The 17,991-nt window shown below is 61.8% G+C and carries 20 protein-coding genes and 1 pseudogene; 11 read left to right on the top strand and 10 right to left on the bottom strand.

Annotated elements, in window-relative coordinates; genetic code table 11:
* Nucleotides 1-894 (bottom strand): DMT family transporter, encoded by an 894-nt coding sequence (locus tag QLG12_RS12675; RefSeq protein ID WP_282474627.1) that lies wholly within the window; start codon nucleotides 892-894, stop codon nucleotides 1-3.
* A gap of 89 nt (nucleotides 895-983) precedes the next feature.
* Here QLG12_RS12675 and QLG12_RS12670 point away from each other — a divergent pair, with 89 nt between their 5' ends.
* Both QLG12_RS12670 and QLG12_RS12665 read left to right on the top strand, forming a co-directional pair.
* Nucleotides 984-2,315 carry a PLP-dependent aminotransferase family protein gene (locus QLG12_RS12670; RefSeq protein ID WP_282474626.1) on the top strand — a complete coding sequence of 444 codons (1,332 nt, stop codon included), beginning with the start codon at nucleotides 984-986 and terminating at the stop codon, nucleotides 2,313-2,315.
* Nucleotides 2,316-2,370: 55 nt separating this feature from the next.
* On the top strand, nucleotides 2,371-2,757 hold the full coding sequence (locus tag QLG12_RS12665; RefSeq protein ID WP_197867522.1) for a cytochrome c family protein: 387 nt from the start codon (nucleotides 2,371-2,373) through the stop codon (nucleotides 2,755-2,757).
* 100 nt (nucleotides 2,758-2,857) lie between these two features.
* Here QLG12_RS12665 and QLG12_RS12660 read toward each other — a convergent pair whose 3' ends face one another.
* On the bottom strand, nucleotides 2,858-4,537 hold the full coding sequence (locus QLG12_RS12660; RefSeq protein WP_197867527.1) for a diguanylate cyclase: 1,680 nt from the start codon (nucleotides 4,535-4,537) through the stop codon (nucleotides 2,858-2,860).
* A gap of 173 nt (nucleotides 4,538-4,710) precedes the next feature.
* On the opposite strand from QLG12_RS12660, the gene QLG12_RS12655 reads away from it, so the two are divergent.
* Complete coding sequence (locus tag QLG12_RS12655; protein ID WP_085667548.1) at nucleotides 4,711-5,046, top strand: hypothetical protein; 336 nt, start codon at nucleotides 4,711-4,713, stop codon at nucleotides 5,044-5,046.
* 73 nt (nucleotides 5,047-5,119) lie between these two features.
* Here the strand turns inward: QLG12_RS12655 and QLG12_RS12650 are convergent, their stop codons facing one another.
* Both QLG12_RS12650 and QLG12_RS12645 read right to left on the bottom strand, forming a co-directional pair.
* Nucleotides 5,120-5,443 (bottom strand): hypothetical protein, encoded by a 324-nt coding sequence (locus QLG12_RS12650; protein WP_282474625.1) that lies wholly within the window; start codon nucleotides 5,441-5,443, stop codon nucleotides 5,120-5,122.
* Between the two features lie 126 nt (nucleotides 5,444-5,569).
* Nucleotides 5,570-6,136: a chorismate mutase gene (locus tag QLG12_RS12645; protein ID WP_282474624.1), complete on the bottom strand. Its 567-nt coding sequence runs from the start codon at nucleotides 6,134-6,136 to the stop codon at nucleotides 5,570-5,572.
* A gap of 147 nt (nucleotides 6,137-6,283) precedes the next feature.
* Between QLG12_RS12645 and QLG12_RS12640 the strand changes: the two genes are divergently transcribed.
* The 3 genes and pseudogenes from QLG12_RS12640 (at nucleotide 6,284) to QLG12_RS12630 (ending at nucleotide 9,201) form a co-directional block, all read left to right on the top strand.
* Nucleotides 6,284-7,639 (top strand): MATE family efflux transporter, encoded by a 1,356-nt coding sequence (locus QLG12_RS12640; RefSeq protein WP_197867538.1) that lies wholly within the window; start codon nucleotides 6,284-6,286, stop codon nucleotides 7,637-7,639.
* A gap of 83 nt (nucleotides 7,640-7,722) precedes the next feature.
* Nucleotides 7,723-8,373: pseudogene (locus QLG12_RS12635) on the top strand (acyltransferase family protein); the annotation flags it as partial.
* Between the two features lie 270 nt (nucleotides 8,374-8,643).
* Nucleotides 8,644-9,201: a YceI family protein gene (locus tag QLG12_RS12630; RefSeq protein ID WP_197867544.1), complete on the top strand. Its 558-nt coding sequence runs from the start codon at nucleotides 8,644-8,646 to the stop codon at nucleotides 9,199-9,201.
* Between the two features lie 6 nt (nucleotides 9,202-9,207).
* Here the strand turns inward: QLG12_RS12630 and QLG12_RS12625 are convergent, their stop codons facing one another.
* Entirely contained in the window at nucleotides 9,208-9,435 is a 228-nt protein-coding gene (locus QLG12_RS12625) for a YXWGXW repeat-containing protein (RefSeq protein WP_108562643.1), read from the bottom strand.
* A 183-nt stretch (nucleotides 9,436-9,618) separates the two neighbouring features.
* Between QLG12_RS12625 and QLG12_RS12620 the strand changes: the two genes are divergently transcribed.
* A complete protein-coding gene (locus tag QLG12_RS12620; RefSeq protein WP_085613234.1) occupies nucleotides 9,619-10,305 on the top strand; it encodes a GNAT family N-acetyltransferase in 687 nt (228 codons plus the stop codon).
* Nucleotides 10,306-10,370: 65 nt separating this feature from the next.
* On the opposite strand, the gene QLG12_RS12615 is transcribed toward QLG12_RS12620, so the two are convergent.
* On the bottom strand, nucleotides 10,371-10,811 hold the full coding sequence (locus QLG12_RS12615; RefSeq protein ID WP_282474623.1) for a hotdog fold domain-containing protein: 441 nt from the start codon (nucleotides 10,809-10,811) through the stop codon (nucleotides 10,371-10,373).
* A gap of 156 nt (nucleotides 10,812-10,967) precedes the next feature.
* Between QLG12_RS12615 and QLG12_RS12610 the strand changes: the two genes are divergently transcribed.
* Nucleotides 10,968-11,594: a TetR/AcrR family transcriptional regulator gene (locus tag QLG12_RS12610; RefSeq protein WP_282474622.1), complete on the top strand. Its 627-nt coding sequence runs from the start codon at nucleotides 10,968-10,970 to the stop codon at nucleotides 11,592-11,594.
* Nucleotides 11,595-11,841: 247 nt separating this feature from the next.
* Here the strand turns inward: QLG12_RS12610 and QLG12_RS12605 are convergent, their stop codons facing one another.
* Entirely contained in the window at nucleotides 11,842-12,960 is a 1,119-nt protein-coding gene (locus QLG12_RS12605; RefSeq protein WP_197867549.1) for a P1 family peptidase, read from the bottom strand.
* Between the two features lie 39 nt (nucleotides 12,961-12,999).
* On the bottom strand, nucleotides 13,000-14,103 hold the full coding sequence (locus QLG12_RS12600) for a polyamine ABC transporter substrate-binding protein (protein WP_197867551.1): 1,104 nt from the start codon (nucleotides 14,101-14,103) through the stop codon (nucleotides 13,000-13,002).
* A gap of 112 nt (nucleotides 14,104-14,215) precedes the next feature.
* Between QLG12_RS12600 and QLG12_RS12595 the strand changes: the two genes are divergently transcribed.
* Nucleotides 14,216-14,989, top strand: coding sequence for a helix-turn-helix transcriptional regulator (locus QLG12_RS12595; RefSeq protein WP_236194394.1), 774 nt, complete (start codon nucleotides 14,216-14,218; stop codon nucleotides 14,987-14,989).
* A 6-nt stretch (nucleotides 14,990-14,995) separates the two neighbouring features.
* Here QLG12_RS12595 and QLG12_RS12590 read toward each other — a convergent pair whose 3' ends face one another.
* Nucleotides 14,996-15,937, bottom strand: a complete 942-nt coding sequence (locus QLG12_RS12590; RefSeq protein ID WP_282474621.1) for a class I SAM-dependent methyltransferase — start codon at nucleotides 15,935-15,937, stop codon at nucleotides 14,996-14,998.
* Nucleotides 15,938-16,125: 188 nt separating this feature from the next.
* Between QLG12_RS12590 and QLG12_RS12585 the strand changes: the two genes are divergently transcribed.
* Both QLG12_RS12585 and QLG12_RS12580 read left to right on the top strand, forming a co-directional pair.
* The gene (locus QLG12_RS12585; protein ID WP_011334891.1) at nucleotides 16,126-16,539 is read left to right on the top strand and encodes a response regulator; all 414 of its coding nucleotides are present in this window, start codon (nucleotides 16,126-16,128) and stop codon (nucleotides 16,537-16,539) included.
* A 63-nt stretch (nucleotides 16,540-16,602) separates the two neighbouring features.
* The gene (locus QLG12_RS12580) at nucleotides 16,603-17,271 is read left to right on the top strand and encodes an HAD family hydrolase (protein WP_282474620.1); all 669 of its coding nucleotides are present in this window, start codon (nucleotides 16,603-16,605) and stop codon (nucleotides 17,269-17,271) included.
* On the opposite strand, the gene QLG12_RS12575 is transcribed toward QLG12_RS12580, so the two are convergent.
* Nucleotides 17,265-17,924: an isoprenylcysteine carboxylmethyltransferase family protein gene (locus QLG12_RS12575; RefSeq protein WP_282474619.1), complete on the bottom strand. Its 660-nt coding sequence runs from the start codon at nucleotides 17,922-17,924 to the stop codon at nucleotides 17,265-17,267. The two genes, QLG12_RS12580 and QLG12_RS12575, sit on opposite strands and share 7 nt — an antisense overlap.
* Between the last annotated feature and the right edge of the window lie 67 nt (nucleotides 17,925-17,991).

Genomic DNA, 17,991 nt, shown 5'->3' with positions numbered 1-17,991 from the left:
CTATTTGGCGAATTTCTTCGCCCCGGCCACGCACAGGATCACCCCCAGCGTGACCACCAGCATGCCCACGCTGACGTGCTCGTGGAGCAAGGTCGCGGCCAGTGCCAGGCCGAAAAACGGCTGCAGCAATTGCAACTGTCCGACCGCCGCAATCCCGCCCTGAGCCAGCCCGCGATACCAGAACACGAAACCGATCAGCATGCTGAACAGAGAAACGTACGCCAGACACAGCCATGCCGACACGCTGATACCGCTGAACGAAGCGGGCGCCAGCCACACACTCAGCACGGCCATCACCGGCAACGACAGCACCAGCGCCCAGCAAATCACCTGCCAGCCGCCGAGAGTGCGCGACAGTTTGGCGCCTTCGGCGTAACCGAGACCGCAGGCGAGAATTGCCGCCAACATCAGCAGATCCCCGGTAGGCGAAGCGGTCAGGCCTTGCGAGATCGCGAAGCCGACCACCAGCGAACTGCCCAGCACCGAAAAAATCCAGAACACCGGACGCGGCCGCTCACCGCCGCGCAGCACGCCGAAAATCGCCGTCGCCAGTGGCAGCAATCCTACGAACACAATCGAATGCGCCGACGTCACGTATTGCAGCGCCAAAGCCGTCAACAACGGGAAACCCACAACCACGCCCAACGCAACGATCAGCAATGACAACCACTGATCCTGCCCCGGACGTCGCTCGCGAAACAGCCACAACAGGCACAACGCCAGGGCGCCGGCGATGGTCGCGCGGATGACGGTGAGAAAAACCGGGTCGAACTCCAGCACCGCCAGCCGCGTGGCGGGCAACGAGCCGCTGAAGATCACGACGCCGATGAAGCCATTGATCCAGCCGCTGGTTTTTTCCAGGGCCGGGGTGCCGAGGTGGGAGGTTCGTTCCATGGATGTGGCGCTCAGAGATGGGTTGCGTCGAATCGATCCTAGGGCTGAGAATCAAGACAATCAAAAAATTGTCATGGATACAGCCCGATATGCCGCGCTCCCGCTACAAGACCCTGGTCGACACCTTTGCGGCTGACATCCGCGCCGGCCGCCTGTTGCCCGGCACGCGTTTGCCGACTCACCGGCAATTGGCAGCCAGCGAAGGGCTGGCGCTGGTCACGGCCTCGCGGGTGTACGCCGAGCTTGAAGGGATGGGGCTGGTCAGCGGCGAAGCCGGGCGCGGCACGTTCGTGCGGGAAACGTCGTTGTTGCCAGGGCAGGGCATCGACCAGAAAGACGTCGCGGTGGGCATGATCGACCTCAACTTCAACTACCCGTCATTGCCGGGGCAGGCCGAGTTGCTGCGCACCGCGTTGCGGCAGCTGGCGCTGTCCGGCGACCTCGAAGCGCTGCTGCGCTACCAGCCCCACGCCGGTCGCCACCATGAAAGGGCCTCGGTGGCGCGGCATCTGCAAACCCGCGGTTTGAGTGTCGAGGCCGAGCAGGTGCTGATCGTCAACGGCGCGCAGCAAGGGCTGGCGGTGACGCTGATGGCGCTGTTCAAGCCCGGTGATGTGATCGCCGCCGACGCCTTGACCTATTCGGGATTTAAAGTGCTGGCCGAAGCGCTGCACCTGGAAGTGGTGGCGATTCCCGTGACTGAAAGCGGGCCGGATCTGACAGCCCTCGACAAACTTTGCCGCCAACGACCGGTGCGTGCGGTGTACAGCATGCCGACCCTGCACAACCCACTGGGCTGGGTGATGCCTTTGGAACAACGTGAGGATTTGATCGCGATTGCCCGCCGACATGATCTGACGATCATCGAAGATGCGGCCTACGCCTTTCTGGTCGATAACCCGCCACCTCCGTTGGCGGTTCTGGCACCGGAGCGCACGGTCTATGTGTCGGGCCTGTCGAAAAACATCGCCACTGGCCTGCGTGTCGGCTTCATCGCCGCGCCGGTCGAGCGGGTGGCGGCGCTGGAGCGGATTATCCGCGCGACCACCTGGAACACCCCCGGCGTGATGACCGCCATCGCCTGCGGCTGGCTCGACGACGGCACTGTCACCTTGCTCGAAGCGCAAAAACGTAGCGATGCCCAGGCCCGGCAAGCTCTGGCCGCGCAGGTTCTCGAAGACCTCCCCACTGTGGGCCATCCTTCTTCGTATTTCCTTTGGTTGCCACTGCCCGAAGACGTTCGGGCCGACCATATCGTGGTCGAGTTGATGCACGAACAGGTTTCGGTCACCACCGCCGAGCCCTTCACCGTGTCCGCCCATGTCCCCCACGCGATTCGTCTGGCGTTGGGATCGGTGGACATGCTTGTCCTGCGTCAAGCCTTGCTCAAAGTCCGCCACGTCGTGGGCGCCTACCTGTAGCGCAACTGGCCGCGCGCGATTACCCTTGGCGCCGCCGACGATCTGGAAATTCCTGATGAAAAACCCCGCATTAACGTTTGCCCTGATCCTCAACGCAGGCCTGTTCAGCACGCCAACACTGGCTGCCGGTGACGCCGAGGCCGGCGCCAAAATCTTCCCGCGTCTGTGCGGCGGTTGTCATCAAGTCGGCGAATCTGCCCGGCCGGGCTTCGGTCCCGAACTCAACGGTATCATCGGTCGCCCGGCGGGGACGTCGGCGAATTACGTGTACTCCGACGCCATGAAGAACTCCGGCCTGACCTGGGATCGTGAAACGCTGACGAAGTATCTGAAAGATCCGAAAGGCGTGGTGCCGGGCACGCGGATGATCTTCTGGGGACTGAGTGACGAGGAGAAGATTGATAATTTGTTGGCGTATCTTCAGACCTTTTCTCAGCAATGAAGCGTCTGTGCGGGAGCTGCGCGATGCAGTTCCCGTTCACTGTGAAGAACTGCCGGCAGCGATTGCCCGGTTGAAGACCAACACCTGATTCAATTGCAGGTCAGCCGAGTCCGGCCACTTCGGTGAGTGACGTCTGGCAGGCTACGCGATTACGACCCGCGGCTTTCGCCTGATACAACTGTTGATCAGCACGTTTGAGCAGTGCTGTCGGAGCATTGTCGGCCGGGTCGGCCAGGCCGACACCGATGCTGACCGTCACCGGGCCGACCGCTGGAAAGTCCGCCTCGGCAATCGCTGATCGAATCTTCTCGGCGACGATATCGGGCGTATCGGGCTTGGCGATTTCCGGCAGCAGTACCGCAAATTCTTCGCCTCCGTAACGGGCGACGAAATCCGTGCTCCGGATGCTGATCTGGATCAGCTGCGCCAATTGCTGCAGTACGTCGTCGCCGGCCGCATGGCCGTGAGTGTCGTTGATGCGCTTGAAGTGATCGGCATCAATCAGAAGCAATGCAAACGGCCGCCCCGTACGACGGAACAGCAGGCTGTATTCGGTGAGTTTTTCGTCGAAGCGGCGGCGGTTGTAGACACCGGTCAAGCCATCGTGGGTGGCCAGGTTCAGCAGCTCGGCGTTGGCCAGGGTCAGGGCCGCCGTGCGTTGGGCGACGGTGGCTTCGAGCGATGCGTTGGTCTCCTGCAGCTCACGCTCCTTGGCGAGCAGCGACTGGGTCATGGCATCGATGGACTGGCCGAGCTGGGCAATTTCCCGCACGGGATGCCGGAGCGGAAAGTACGCACCAGGCTGGTTGTTCTGCACTTTTTGGGCTGAACGCGCGAGGTGCTCGATGGGTCGGCTCAGGTACAGCGCCAGGTAATACGCTACGAGTCCGAATGCCACGGCGGCGAAAACCCCCAGCAACAGCAATTTATAAAGCAGCAGTCGCGCCGGTTGCAGCGCAGTGTCCAGTGGTTGACGCACGGCAATCGACCACGACAGCGCGGTGCCCGTAGGCGTCGGCACAGTCACCTCGCTGGTCAGGTACCCGTTGCCGACGACCCAGCCCGGGGACTTCGGATCCTTGGCCGGCATTTGTTGACCAACCAGCGCTTCCGGGTACAGCACCTTGCCGTCGTGATCGATGATCAGCGCTTCGATATCCGGCTCGGCCCCCTTGTGCGACATCGCTGCCGATTCGACGATGTGCGTGACCCAGCTCCAGTGCGCATGGGCGCCGAGCACACCGATCACCTGGCCATCGGCGTTGCGGATGGGCGCGGCGAAGTCGATGAAGCGCAGTGGCTCGCCGTTGGGCAGACCCGGCAACAGTTTCGCCAACAAAACGGCTTCGTGCGGATCGCCGGTGTATTCCCCGCGCAGACCGGCCTGAAACCATGGGCGCTGTTGCACGACCTGACCGACCAGCAAACCGTTGACTGCCTGATGCACACGCCCCTGAGCGTCGGTCACCCCCATCCACGCATACTCGGAGCGGGCTTCGGTGCGCAGCTGCATCGATTTGAGAATTGCCGGATTGTCCAGATCGCCGCGTTCCAGATGCGGCGCCCGGCTGAGCAGATAGACCTCCAGTTGCCGTTCGCGCAACTGCTCGCCCAGCAGCGTCGCCGCCGACCGCGCGGTACTCAGCAGCGCATTGCCGCTGGCGCGTTTCATTTGTTCAGTGGCGATATCACCGACGTAAAAGCCCACGCTCAATAGCGTCAGCAGAGACAAACCGGCAAACCAAAGGGTCAGGTGGCTACGCAGGCTGGCTTTGAGCATGGGCGAGGTCTGTTTTTATTGAAGTGGCGCCATGGTATGCGACATCGCGGACGGGCCGCCAGCAAGGCGTTTAATGAAAATCTGCCGAGACTGATATCAATGAGCCACTTCGTTCGGTAAAGTGTGCGCCGCCCGAGAGACGGATCCCGGGCGTTTACCCATGGAGTCTCGCAGTGAAATACCTCAGCAAAGTAGTCGCCGCCGCACTGTTCGGTGTGGTTCTGGCAGGTTGCACCGGCACCCCGATGAATACCAGACATTACGACAGCAGCCAATACACTGTGATTGGCCACAGCGAAGCCACCGCCACCGGCCTGATGCTGTTCGGCGTGATCCCGATCCGCCAGAACAGCCGTTTCGTCCGTGCACAGGATGCCGCGATCAAAGCCAAGGGCGGCGATGCCATGATCAACACTCAGATTCAGGAAAACTGGTTCTGGGCATGGGTCCTGAGCGGCTACACCACCAAGGTCTCCGGTGACGTGGTCAAGCTGAAAACCGTGCAATAAGCACCGGTTGGACGTGAAAAAGCCCGGCTGATCAGGCCGGGCTTTTTGTTTGTTCAGCGGTAGAGCGTTTTATTCAGGCGACGCGGCGCTCTTGCAGGCGATCAGCACCACCTTCAGCCACACGGCGTTCTTGCAGACGATCCGCGCCACCTTCGGCAACGCGGCGTTCTTGCAGGCGATCAGCGCCACCTTCAGCAACGCGACGTTCTTGCAGGCGATCCGAGCCACCTTCGGCAACGCGGCGTTCCAGCAGACGATCCGAACCACCCTCAGCCAAGCGACTTTCAATCAACCGATCCGAACCGCCTTCGGCGATCATGGTGTGGGCGGGTTTGGCTGCAAAAGCGTTGACTGCAAGAACCGAGAAAGCGATGCCGAGAAGGATTTGGCGTTTCATGATCGTGTGCTCCAGGGGTGTTGTTTGTTGGGTATGGAGCCGATGTTACGCCGCGGATTTTTTATGAGAACTTCATTGAGCTGATGGTGACTATCGACGCCAGCAATGAATGCCGGAACCCTTGTTCTAGGGCACCAACGGCCGAATGCACAGCTCTCCGGTAGCGCGGGTCAGGGCCAGATCATGCAGCGCATCGCGGGTCAGACCGGCGCGAGCCTTGGCCAGCCACGCCGGGCAGTTCGGGTCGTGGCGGTAGGGCGCGAAGTCGGCGTATTGCTGCAACAGTCGGGTTTGCAATTCATCCAGGCGCGGGCGAATCTGCCTGCCCAGATCCGGGCGCGGCGTGTCCGGCGCGACACCGGCTGCCTGCCACTGTGCGAGCAAACCGTACTGCACCAGTTTGTTGGCCTCCATCTGTGCGGCGATCAACTGCGCGACGTCTTCCGGATCGAGCTTGCGTTCGGCGGCCAGCTTGCGGGCGTTGTCGATGACCTGTGCTTCACGAGGACTGTCCTGGATCGGTTTGCCGCTGTCCCATTTGGTCAGGGCGACGAGGTCGCCGATGTTAAGGCGTTCGTTCAATGTGTTCACCAATCCTTGCACCACCTCTGGCGAGGGGGCGGGAGCGGCGTGGGCAGTCGTCGCCAGAACAGTCAATAAGGTGCAGCTCAGAAGAAACGAGGAACGGCGCATGGGAGGGGTTCACTTCCTGTCGTGATGGGGAGGCTATGCACATTGGTTGAGGTGCAGATTACGAAGTTTTAATGCAAACCGGTACGACCTGAACGGCATTGCATACCTTAGACTCTGTCATCAGCTCCCATCCGAGACGGACCCTCAATGCAAACCCCCGCCCATTCGGCCCTCTGGAAAACCTACCTGCTGTTCCTGGCCCCGATGGTGCTGTCGAACTTCCTGCAATCGATGTCGGGCACGGTCAACAGCATCTACATCGGCCAGATGCTCGGCACGCAGGCGCTGGCGGCGGTGTCCGGCATGTTTCCGATCATCTTTTTCTTTATCGCGCTGGTCATCGGCCTGGGCGCCGGGGCAGGGGTGTTGATCGGTCAGGCGTGGGGTGCGCGTGAGTCGCACATGGTCAAGGCAATTGCCGGGGCGACTTTGCTGCTGGGGGTATTGATCGGGCTGGTGGCGGCGGTGCTGGGCAGCGTGTTTGCGCGTCAGGCCTTGCAGGGTTTGGGCACGCCGGCGGATGTGCTGGATGATGCGGTGGCCTATGCGCGGGTGATGATGTGGACCTTGCCGGTTGTGTTGGTGTACGTGCTGTTCACCCAGTTGTTGCGTGGGGTGAGCGATACGCTGTCGCCGATGCTGGCGCTGCTGCTGTCGACCGTTGTCGGGCTGGCGCTGACACCGGCGTTCATTCGCGGCTGGATCGGCTTGCCGCAACTGGGCATTCAGAGCGCGGCAATTGCGGGTCTGGTCGGTACGCTGACGTCGTTGGCGTGGCTGTCATGGCGCCTGATCCGCAAGGACCATCCGCTGGCGCCGGATCGCGAGTTTTTCGCGGCGCTGCGACTGGACGGCGCGATTCTCGGCAAGGTATTGCGCATCGGCCTGCCGACCGGGGTGCAGATGATTGTGCTGTCGCTGTCGGAGCTGGTGATTCTGGCGCTGGTCAACCAGCATGGCTCGCAGGCGACGGCGGCCTATGGCGCGGTGACGCAGATCGTCAACTACGTGCAGTTTCCGGCGCTGTCGATTGCGATCACCGCGTCGATCCTCGGCGCTCAGGCGATCGGTGCCGGACGGCTGGAGCGGATGGGTCCGATTCTGCGCACCGGCCTGTGGATCAACGTGTGCCTGACCGGTGGTTTGATCCTGGCGGGTTACCTGTTGTCGCACTGGTTGCTGGGTTTGTTCCTGACCGAAGACTCGACCCGGGCGATGGCCGAGCATCTGCTGCACATCATGTTGTGGAGCCTGTTGATCTTCGGTTTCCAGGCGATCATCGGCGGCATCATGCGCGCCAGCGGCACGGTGCTGGTGCCGGTGGGCGTGGCGATCATCTGCGTGCTCGGTGTGCAGTTGCCGGCGGCCTACTGGCTGGACGGGCAGTTCGGTCTGCAGGGGGTGTGGATGGCGTTTCCGATCGCGTATCTGGGGATGCTGGTTTTGCAGACGCTGTATTACACACGGGTCTGGAAGCATCAGAAGATTGAGCGATTGGTGTAGGAATCAGCGAAAAATAACTGTTTTCCTGTAGCAAAGCGTCGTAGCTTAGCCGCCCATAACGATAAGGACATTGGAGTGGGTTGGTGGGTGTTTATCGATTGTTGCTGGCAGTGCTGGTGGCTTTATCCCATATGGGGATCTATTTCGCGGGGCTGAATCCGGGTGTGGTCGCGGTGATCTCGTTTCTGATCATCAGCGGTTTCGTGATGACCTCGCTCATCGAACGCAACTACAACGCATTGAGTAAAGTCGACCTGTTCTACGTGGATCGGGCGTTGCGGCTCTACCCGCAGTTTCTTTTCTATCTGTGCTTGTCCTGTACCGTGATCTACTTTTTGCTGCCCGGTACGCCACAGGCCGCCGAGCTGACGCTCAGGCACATCGTCGCGAACCTGGCAATCGTGCCCCTCGATTTCTATATGTTCGGCCTGGCCGGAACCGAGCTCATGCCACCGGCGTGGTCGCTGGGGCTGGAGCTGTGTTTCTATCTGGCGATTCCGTTTCTGCTGATCTTCAAATTGCGTGGGGTGGCGTTCGTGCTGTCCGTCGCGGTGTTCATGGTCGCCTGCCTGGGCTACATCAACACTGATGTCTATGGTTACCGACTGCTGCCGGGCGTGTTGTTCATGTTCCTTTGCGGCAGCTATCTGTTTGACGAGCAAGCCAAAGGCCGGTTGATCGTGGCGGTCACCCTGGTGGGGGCGGCCTTGCTGTTTGTCGCGATCATGGCCGGCCCGGATCTTCGGACGCCGATGTTGCCACGGCAACGCCTCTTCAAGTTGCGCAGCCAGTCGCAGCAAGACATCGTCGGCGGCGAACTCCGCGTCACGGGATTGCTCGCCGAACGTGTAGCAGGCCAGCGTTGCCGGTTCGAGCATGCGGTGGCCATCGGCCAGGGTAACGGCGCTGATTGGCTACCTGAAGGTGCGCATGGCAGACGAAGTGGCATAACCGCCGGATGTTTGCTTAAGTCATTCGAGCCCCGTCGGGCACCGGAGCATTGCATGTCGATTCGATTGTTGTTGGCGGCCGCGTCTTGTCTGACCTTCATCCCTGCTGCGAGTGCGGTGGAGTACACCCGGGTCAACACCACCGCCAGCCAGATCAGTTTCACTTACAACCAGATGGGCTCGCGGATGTACGGCACGTTCGGCAAGTTTGACGCGACGCTGGATTTCGACAGCGACAACCTGGCCAATGCTCGCACCACGCTGCACATCGACCTGACCAGCATCGACGCCGGCAGTGAAGACGCCAACACCGAGTTGGTGAAACCGGCGTGGTTCGACACCGGGCAGTATCCGGTGGCGGTGTTCCAGTCGACACGCTTCAGCCCGGCCGGCGCCAACCGTTATCTGGTCGACGGTCACCTCACCCTCAAAGGCATCACCCGTGCGGTGCAGGTGCCGGTGCAACTCAAACCCGACAGCCGCATCGGCATCTTTGACGGCGAACTGGTGCTCAAGCGCGACGAGTTCGGCCTCGGCGCGGGGGAGTGGGCGGACACCGTGGTGTCGAAGGATATCGACATCAAGTTCAAGGTCGTTGCCCCCGCGCAGTGACCGGCCTCAATACGCCCGCCAATGTCCCGGCATCCAGCGCCATTGGTTGCCGGCCCAGCGGTAATGCCCGGCAACCCAGTGATAACCCGGCGCAGGCATGACCGGAACCACTTCGACGATCGGTGGTGGCCGATGCGGGCGAGCCGGTTCGACGACACAGCCCGACAGGGTGATCGCCACCAGCGCGGCAGCGAGCAAGCATTTCATGGTTTTCGCGCAACGCAGAACGTTCATGGCAACTCCTCAAGGCCTGCGTCGGAAAATGAACGCAGCTGAAAAATTGGACGCCAAATCGGCGAAAGATCCGTTCTCGGGCAGATGAAATTTTTGTCAGGCTTGCACAGGGTATGATGTCGCGGTTCGCCGGTCGCTCAACCCGCCCGGCAACTTGTGTTTTAGCGTTGGAGTCCGCCCGCCATGCCCCGCATCACCCATTACAAATCCCCTTGCCCCGAAGGCGTCAACAGTCAGATCCTGCAAATGGTGGTCGACTATCTCACCGACATCAGTGCCGTCGGGCTGGGCCCGAGCAATCTGCTGTACAACGTCTATCAGTACGCGGTGGGCTACGAGGTGCATCTGTATCTGGAGGCGTTGAACGGCGAGAAGGGCACCGAGGTGGAACTGCTGGTCGCCACCGACGACGATGATCCGGAGCAGGTGATCGGCTTCCTGTTGTACCTGCCGGTGCAGGGCGATTGGGAGGCGTGCAACGTGGCCTACCTGGCGGTGCGCGAGGGGCATCGGCGTCAGGGCGTGGCCCGTTCGTTGATCGCGGACATGGTGGCGCGTTACCCCCATGCCGAGCTGACCTGCAGCGTCGGCAAGGTGCCGTATTTCGAGGCGCTAGGCTTTGAAGTGCTGGGCCAATTGGAGACGCAGGTGCTGATGAGTACCCGGCATTACCGCAGCAACGGGCTGCGCGGTTTTATCGACACCACACCGATCTATCGTTCGCTGGAAGTGCAGCAGATCCACACCTACCTGCTGCAAAAGCACGGCAAGCGGGCGATGCTCGATGCCGAGAAACAGCGGGATCGGCATCTGGATCAGGTCACCCGCCGCACTGAAGAATTTGTCCGCCAGCGCCTGACCGTTCACTGATCCGGGCAGCGGCAAAAAGCCCTTGTTGCGCTTGGCGCAGCAAGGGCTTTTTTGTGCCGGTGATTTCAGGACAGTTTCACGTTCATGGTGATCCGCGCTGTAAACACTTTCTTGCCTTCGGCGTCGTGGACATCCACCGGCACGATCTTGTCACCTTCGGTCTGCCAGTCCAGCCCTTCACCATTGGCCACGGCGGTCACGTCGGTCTTGGCCTTGGCCAGGTATTCGACGGTCATGCCCCTGGGAATCCAACGCGCGCCGGCCGGAATCGACACGTCGGTCATCATCCCGGCTGCCAGTTCGGCGGCATTGCACAAGGCGATGGCATGCACGGTGCCGAGGTGGTTGGTGATCTCGCGGCGAAACGGCACCTGCACCTGCGCGGAACCTGCCCGCAACTCGGTGACTAGCGGATTGATGGTGCTGAAGTACGGCGCGACCTGGCAGGCCATCTGGCTGAACGCCTGGGAACCGACACTGTTGAACATGCTGAGAAACTGACTCATGGGTGAAGCCTCACGGTTAGGGGATTTACAGAATTTTGTTCCGTTACAGAATATTGTTCTGTAACGGAACGGTATTCTGTTCGCGGGAAATCTGTCAACCTGTGCGTGTTTCGATCACCGGCACGGACGTGCCCTTTACCCGGATTTTCAAGGCCCATGGACACCGCAGATCTCCTCGAACGCAGCTACCCCGGCCGCCGCGCCGAACTCAAGCGCGACATCTTTCGCAAGGCCCTGCGCCTGTTCAACGAGCAGGGCATCGAGGCCACCACCATCGAAATGATCCGTGCCGAGTGCGACACCAGTGTCGGGGCGATCTACCACCATTTCGGCAACAAGGAAGGGCTGGTCGCTGCACTATTTTTCACCGCGCTGGAGGATCAGGCGCGCCTGCGCGACGCCTATCTGGCCGACGCGACGACCACGGAAGAAGGCGTGCAGGCGCTGGTCTACAGCTACGTGGATTGGGTCGAGAACCAGCCGGAGTGGGCGCGGTTCCAGTATCACGCGCGCTATGCCGTGACCCGTGGCCCGCACAAGGATGAACTGGCGGAGCGCAACAAGACCCGCAATCTGGGCCTGCGTACCTGGCTGGCCGAGTCCGGGCGCATGGCTGAGCTCAATGAGTGCCCGGCCGAACTGTTGCCGTCGCTGATCGTCGGGCAGGCCGACAGCTATTGCCGCGCGTGGTTGTCCGGGCGAGTGCAGGGCAGTCCGAAGGCGTATCGCGAATTGCTGGCCCAGGCCACGTGGCGCTCGATCCGTCGCGAACCCGGACGCTGATTTTCAGAGACAAAAAAAGAGCCTCAAGACTCTTTGATGGGGAGGAAGTAGAGCCCGCGAGGCTCAAGATGCGCATGAAACCAGGTGCGGGCTTGATTGGGGTTCAGAGCACCCGCACCTACGCAACGGCTTGGCGGACCAAGCGACTGCGTAGTTCCATCGTAGGAAGGAGGGGGGATGCGCTCAAGTACCGTCAGTCACCTGCTATCGGGGCGCTGGCGGAGGGGCCTGTAAGGGAACCATGGTCTCAGCGGAGGCCAGGCCAGCCTGCCTTTTCGAGAGCTGCGAGCAGGGTCTCGGCATCCAGCCCCGACACCGAATGCCCGTTGCCTTCGGTGCTGTCGCTGGCCAGCAAGGCGTTGATGATCGCTTCTTCCACCGCCTCGGTCGCCGCCAGGAACAACTCGCTGATGTGATCGTTGTTGACCATCCGCAAACCGTCGCAGGTCGACGCGCCTTTGCCTTCATAGGCGGCGGGGGGGATATGGCCATTACCGGTAGCGAAGGCGATAAAGATGTCGCCGCTGTGATCCTCATTGCCGCCACCGGTGCGCGCCAGACCGAGGCTCGCCCGTTGTGCCAGTCGCGTGCATTGATGCGGCAACAGCGGTGCATCGGTGGCGAGGGCCACTACGATCGAACCCATGCCCGGATGCGGCAACGAAGCGCGCAGGAACGGTGAATCCACTTGTTCCATGTAGCGCCCGACCGGGTAGCCGTCGACCCGCAGTTCGCTGCGAATCCCGTGGTTGGCCTGGACGATGGCGCCCACTGTCCAGCCACCCTGAGCCTTGCTCAAGCGGCGTGATGCGGTGCCGATCCCACCTTTGAATTCATGGCAGATCATGCCGCTGCCACCACCCAACGCGCCTTCCTGCACCGGGCCGTCAACGGCATTGCTCATCGCTTCGGCCACATGCTCGGGCTTCACATGAAAGCCGTTGATGTCGTTGAGCAAGCCATCGAAGGTTTCCAGCACCACCGGCATGTTCCAGTAGAGTCGACCGGCGTCCGGTTGCTGCGCGCGATCCAGTTCGATCAGGGCATCGCGCACCACGCCGAGGCTATGAGTGTTGGTGAAGGCGATCGGACTGGTCAGCAGGCCGGCTTCGCGAATCCATTCCAGCCCGGTGGCATCGCCGTTGCCATTGAGCACATGGACGCCGGCGAAACACGGTTGTGCATTGGTCGAACCGGCGCGTGGTTCGATCAGGGTGACACCGCTGCAGATGTCACGACCGCTGGCGCTGCGGCCGCGCACGTTGCTGTGGCCGACCCTTACGCCGGGTACGTCGGTGATGGCGTTGAGCGGGCCAGGCTGCAATTGACCGATGCGGATATGGAGATCGCGGGCACGTGGTTTCATTGATGTTCTCTCTGTTGAAGGCATTGATTTGCAGGGTTGTTACTGGCCGTTCTTGACCTTGCTCCACACCCGCGTGCGCACCCGTTCGGTGGCTTTGGGCAGAGGCTCGAGGGTGTACAACGTGGCCATCGCCGTGGCGGGCGGGTACACCGCCGGGTTGTCGCGAGTGGTTTGGGCAACCAGCGCCGTGGCGCTGCGATTGCCGTTGGGGTAGGAGAGGTGATCGCTGACCGGTGCAATCACCTCAGGGCGCAGCAGGTAGTCGATGAACGCCAGGCCTTGGGCCGGATGCGGTGCGTCCTTGAGCAAAACCAGGGTGTCGAACCACACCGGCGCGCCTTCCTTGGGCAGGCTGTACTGGATTTTCACGCCGTTGCCGGCCTGCTCGGCGGTGGACTTGGCTTCGAGCATCGCGCCGGACCAGCCGACAGCCACGCAGATATTGCCGTTGGACAGATCGCTGATGAATTTCGAGGAATTGAAGTAGGCGATGTGCGGGCGCAGTTTCAGCAGCAGTGCTTCGGCTTTCTGATAGTCCTCGGCGTTGGTGCTGTTGGGCGGCAGGCCGAGATAATGCAGCGCGACCGGGAGCATTTCCGACGGCGAATCGAGCATCGCCACGCCGCATTCGCCGAGTTTGGCCAGGTTCTCTTCCTTGAACACCAGATCCCAGGAGTCCACCGGCGCCTTGTCGCCCAGCACCGCGCGCACCTTGTCGACGTTGTAGCCGATGCCATTAGTGCCCCACAGATAAGGCACGGCGTACCGGTTGCCGGGGTCGTTGTTGGCCAGTTTGCTCAGCAGATCGTTGTCGAGGTTCTTCCAGCCCGGCAGTTGATCGCGGGGCAGCGGGGCGAGGGCGCCGGCCTTGATCAGGGTCGGCAGGCTGAAGTTGCTCGCCACCACCACGTCGTAGCCGCTGCGGCTGGTCATCAGTTTGCCTTCCAGCACTTCGGCGCTGTCGAAGGTGTCGTAGACCGGTTCGATACCGCTGTCACGCTTGAAATCATGCAGGGTGTTTGGGCCGATGTAGTCGTACCAGTTGTAGACATGCACGCTCGGCGCATCGGCCGCCTGCGCGCTCAGTGCTGCGGACAAAACGCCCATCAGACCCAGGTTGATATACCCACGATGACCACGCATGATGCGGCACTCCTGGCCTGTTGGCAGGCCGGTGATGAACAGGAGTGGTCAGCCTATCGGGCGGGCCGTGCCGCACCCATTCCCATCATGGGTTACTCAAAAGGGGTAGAGCGTGGACGCGTTGCTGCAGGAATTGCCGGTGCATCAGAGCCTGTCACGGGTGTTCGCTACGGTCGGACAGGACGGTTTCTGGCGGGCGCTGGTCGATACGCTGCGGTTGCTGGTGCCGCTGGATAACGCGCTGGTGGCGGTGATGCAGACGGGGCGGCCGCCGCAACTGTTGATCGACTTCGACAGTCAGGGCCGCGGCGACGAGCAGGAAGAACTGGCCGGTTACTGTGCCGGCATGTACCTGCTCGATCCGTTCTACCAGACCGCTGTTGCGGGTATCGCCGACGGTTTGCACAGCCTTGCATCCGTGGCGCCGGACCAGTTTCTGCACAGCGAGTACTACCAGAGTTACTTCCGTTCGGTGGTCGGCGCGGATGAGCTGCAATTTCTGGTCAACACCGATGGCGGCGTGCTGGGCTTGTCGATGGGCCGCTCGACGGCGTTCAGTCTGCAAGAGCAGGGGCGTTTGCTCTGTGTGCGGGACTGGGTGTTGTCAGCGATGCGTCGGCATGTGCAGTTGATGCCGCCGCAAGGCGCGGCGGTCGAGGCGCCGGTCGGCGATATTGCGGCGCTGCTCGACCGCTTCGACGCCCGTCTGACCGCGCGCGAGATCGATACGGCGCGCCTGATACTCCAGGGCTTTTCCAGCAAGGCCATCGCCCAGCACATGAACATTTCGCCGGAGACCGTGAAGGTGCACCGGCGCAATCTCTATCACAAGCTCAACGTCACCGGGCATGGTGAGCTGTTTGCGTTGGTGCTGCGCCCGCGCTGACCGGAATCAGCCGATCTGCTTGAACAGCAACGCCTTCAGACCGCTTTCCGGGTCGATATCCGGAAACTCAGGCGGATTTTCCAGCCGCTGCTCGAAGCGCAGGCTCGGTGCTTCCCGGGTCACGCCGTCGATCAGGAAGTCCGAACCAAACGAAGGGTCGTTCATGCAGGCCAGCACGCTGCCTTGGGCAGTCAGCAGTTCCGGCAGACGACGCAGCACGCGCTGGTAATCCTTGGTCAGCAGAAAACTGCCTTTCTGGAACGACGGCGGGTCGATGATCACCAGATCGTACGGGCCGCTGTTGATCACTTTGCCCCAGGACTTGAACAGGTCATGGCCGAGAAAACTGACCTTGCTCAGGTCGTGCCCGTTCAGCCGGTGATTGTCGCGGCCCCGGCTCAGCGCAGCGCGGGACATGTCGAGGTTGACCACATGGCTGGCGCCGCCCTCGATGGCCGCCACCGAAAAGCCGCAGGTGTAGGCAAACAGGTTCAGTACCCGTTTGCCCGCCGCGTGTTCGCGCACCCAGTTGCGGCCGTAGCGCATGTCGAGGAACAGCCCGGCGTTCTGCTTGCGGCCCAGATCCACGCGGTATTTCAGCCCGCCCTCGACGATGGTCATCTCGTCGATTTCTTCGCCCAACAGCCATTCGGCGGTGCTTTGCGGCAGGTAACGGTGCTGGATCAACAAAGTGTGGGCGCCGGACTGCTGCCATGGCGCTGAACCGCTGATCTCCAGCAGCAGGCGCTTGAGTTCTTCCAGCTGTGAAGCCTCGGGCTCCTTGAACAGCGACACCAGCACCACACCTTGCAGCCAGTCCACGGTGACCTGCTCCAGTCCCGGCCAGCAACGCCCGCGCCCATGGAACAGGCGCCGGGTTTCGGCCGGTGCCGACGTCAGCGCGGTGAGCAGGTGGGCATGGAGAACGGCGAGGGCTTGAGGGTTCATCAATCGGGATCGGCCAGCAAAAGGGCGCGCATTTTAACCGCAATTTCGTACCGGCGACTGCCCATCAACCGAGTGTTATCGAAAAGACCTGTATCAAAAATGAATTTCTGTAGAAGGTGCTGCTCATACCTGATAAGCAGCGGATTCAAGCCGCTAAATCGTTCATGCAATTCAGGGAGTGCCAGTTCATGTGTCCAATTTCGACGTCGAGCGCGCACCTTCCTGGCGGATTGATTCTGGTAGTCGAGGACGATCCGTTGATTCTGGAGTTTCTGTGCGAAATTCTTCAGGAGGAAGGTTTCAAGGTTGAGCCGCAGACCAGCGCCGATGCGGCTTCGGTCTATCTGGAGGAGCATGCGCCGGAAGTGGCGCTACTGCTCACCGACATCACCATGCCCGGCACGCTTAACGGCGCGGACCTGGCCAATCTGGTCGGCGAGCGCTGGCCGGACAAACCGGTGATGGTCATGTCCGGTTATGAAACACCGGAAACCTCAGGCGTGAAGCATCCGGTGGCGTTCATCAAGAAGCCGTGGGCCATCGGCCAGTTGCTCGACTGTGTTGACGGTGCGTTCAAATCCAAGGCGCCGCGTCTGCACTGAAGCGCCTTGCAAGTGCTACATTGCCGGGCATCGTTGCCCGGCCCCTTGCGAGGAAGTGATCTTTTGTCAGCTCACGAGACTGTTTTCAACCGCGCGTTCGGCGCGTTCCTGTTCGACATGGACGGCACCGTCCTCAACTCCATCGCCGCCGCCGAGCGGATCTGGTCCGCCTGGGCCGTGCGCCACGGGGTGAACGTCGAAACGTTCCTGCCGACCATCCATGGCGTGCGCGCCATCGACACCATCACGCGGTTGAACCTGCCGGGCGTGGACGCCAAGGCGCAAGCGGCGTTCATCACCGAGGCGGAAATCGAAGACGTCGAAGGCATCGTCGAGATCCCCGGCGCGGCTGCGTTTCTCAAGTCGTTGCCGGCGGATCGCTGGGCCATGGTGACCTCGGCGCCACGGGATCTGGCGTTGCGGCGGATGGCAGCGGCGGGGATTCCGGAGCCGGCGGTGATGGTGACCGCTGAAGATGTGACCGCTGGCAAACCGGATCCGGCCGGTTATCGTCTGGCGGCCAGGCGTCTGGGCCTCGAGCCGGCGGACTGCCTGATTTTCGAAGACGCCAGCGTCGGCATCCAGGCCGCTGAAGCTGCGGGTGCGCCGTTGATGATCATCACCACGACTCACCAGCATCCGCTTGAAACCGCCCACGCGACCATCGCCAGTTACCGCGACATTGCGCTGAGCATCGACAGCGACGGCCAGTTGCGCCTGCAACCTCAATAAACCCCGGGCAGCAAGCGCCAGCTGCGGGCGCAATAAGCGTCGTATTCGGCGCCGAACTGCGTGCGCAGCAAGGCCTCTTCGGAGTGGATGCGGGCGATTAACGGGATCAGTGTCAGCGCCGCCAGCAACAGGCCGACCACAGAACGAAACGCCAGCGCCCAGCCGATCGCATTGATCACCAGCCCCAGATAACTGGGGTTGCGCAGATGCCGATAAATGCCCTCGGTCACCAGCCGGTGCCCCGGCTGAATCGCCACCAGCCCGCTGAACCGATGGCCCAGCACAAACACCGGCCACAAACGCAACCCGCCGCCGACGATAAACAGCAGCGCGCCCAGCCAACGGGTGCCTTCGCGGCCGATGGTCCAAAAGCCGATGCGGTCGCAGTAAGCCGGGAGAAAAGCGCTGACCAATCCAATCACGGCGAACGCCGGAATCACCCAGCGATTGGCCCGGTCCTCGCGTTCGCCGGCACTCAGATTCACTTCCGTGAACAACGACGCCACCACCATGGCCAGCGTGGCCAGTGCCACCACGACCAACGCCCCGTGAGAAAAGAACACCGCCACGCCACCGATGCCCCACATCGCCAGGCCCAGATAGGCGATGGTGGCGAGCACGGCGACCACGGTCATTTGCGCAGACATTTTCATAGGCACCTCACGGCTGTTTCGTTCAGTGTAGATCCCGGCACGATCCCCGGCGTTTAGCCGGTGGCAA

It is taken from the genome of Pseudomonas sp. V88_4 (assembly GCF_029967985.1).
Taxonomy (GTDB): Bacteria; Pseudomonadota; Gammaproteobacteria; order Pseudomonadales; family Pseudomonadaceae; genus Aquipseudomonas; species Aquipseudomonas glycinae.
The sequence above is the reverse complement of the archived record's forward strand: the minus strand, read 5'-3'. Positions and strand labels throughout refer to the sequence as shown.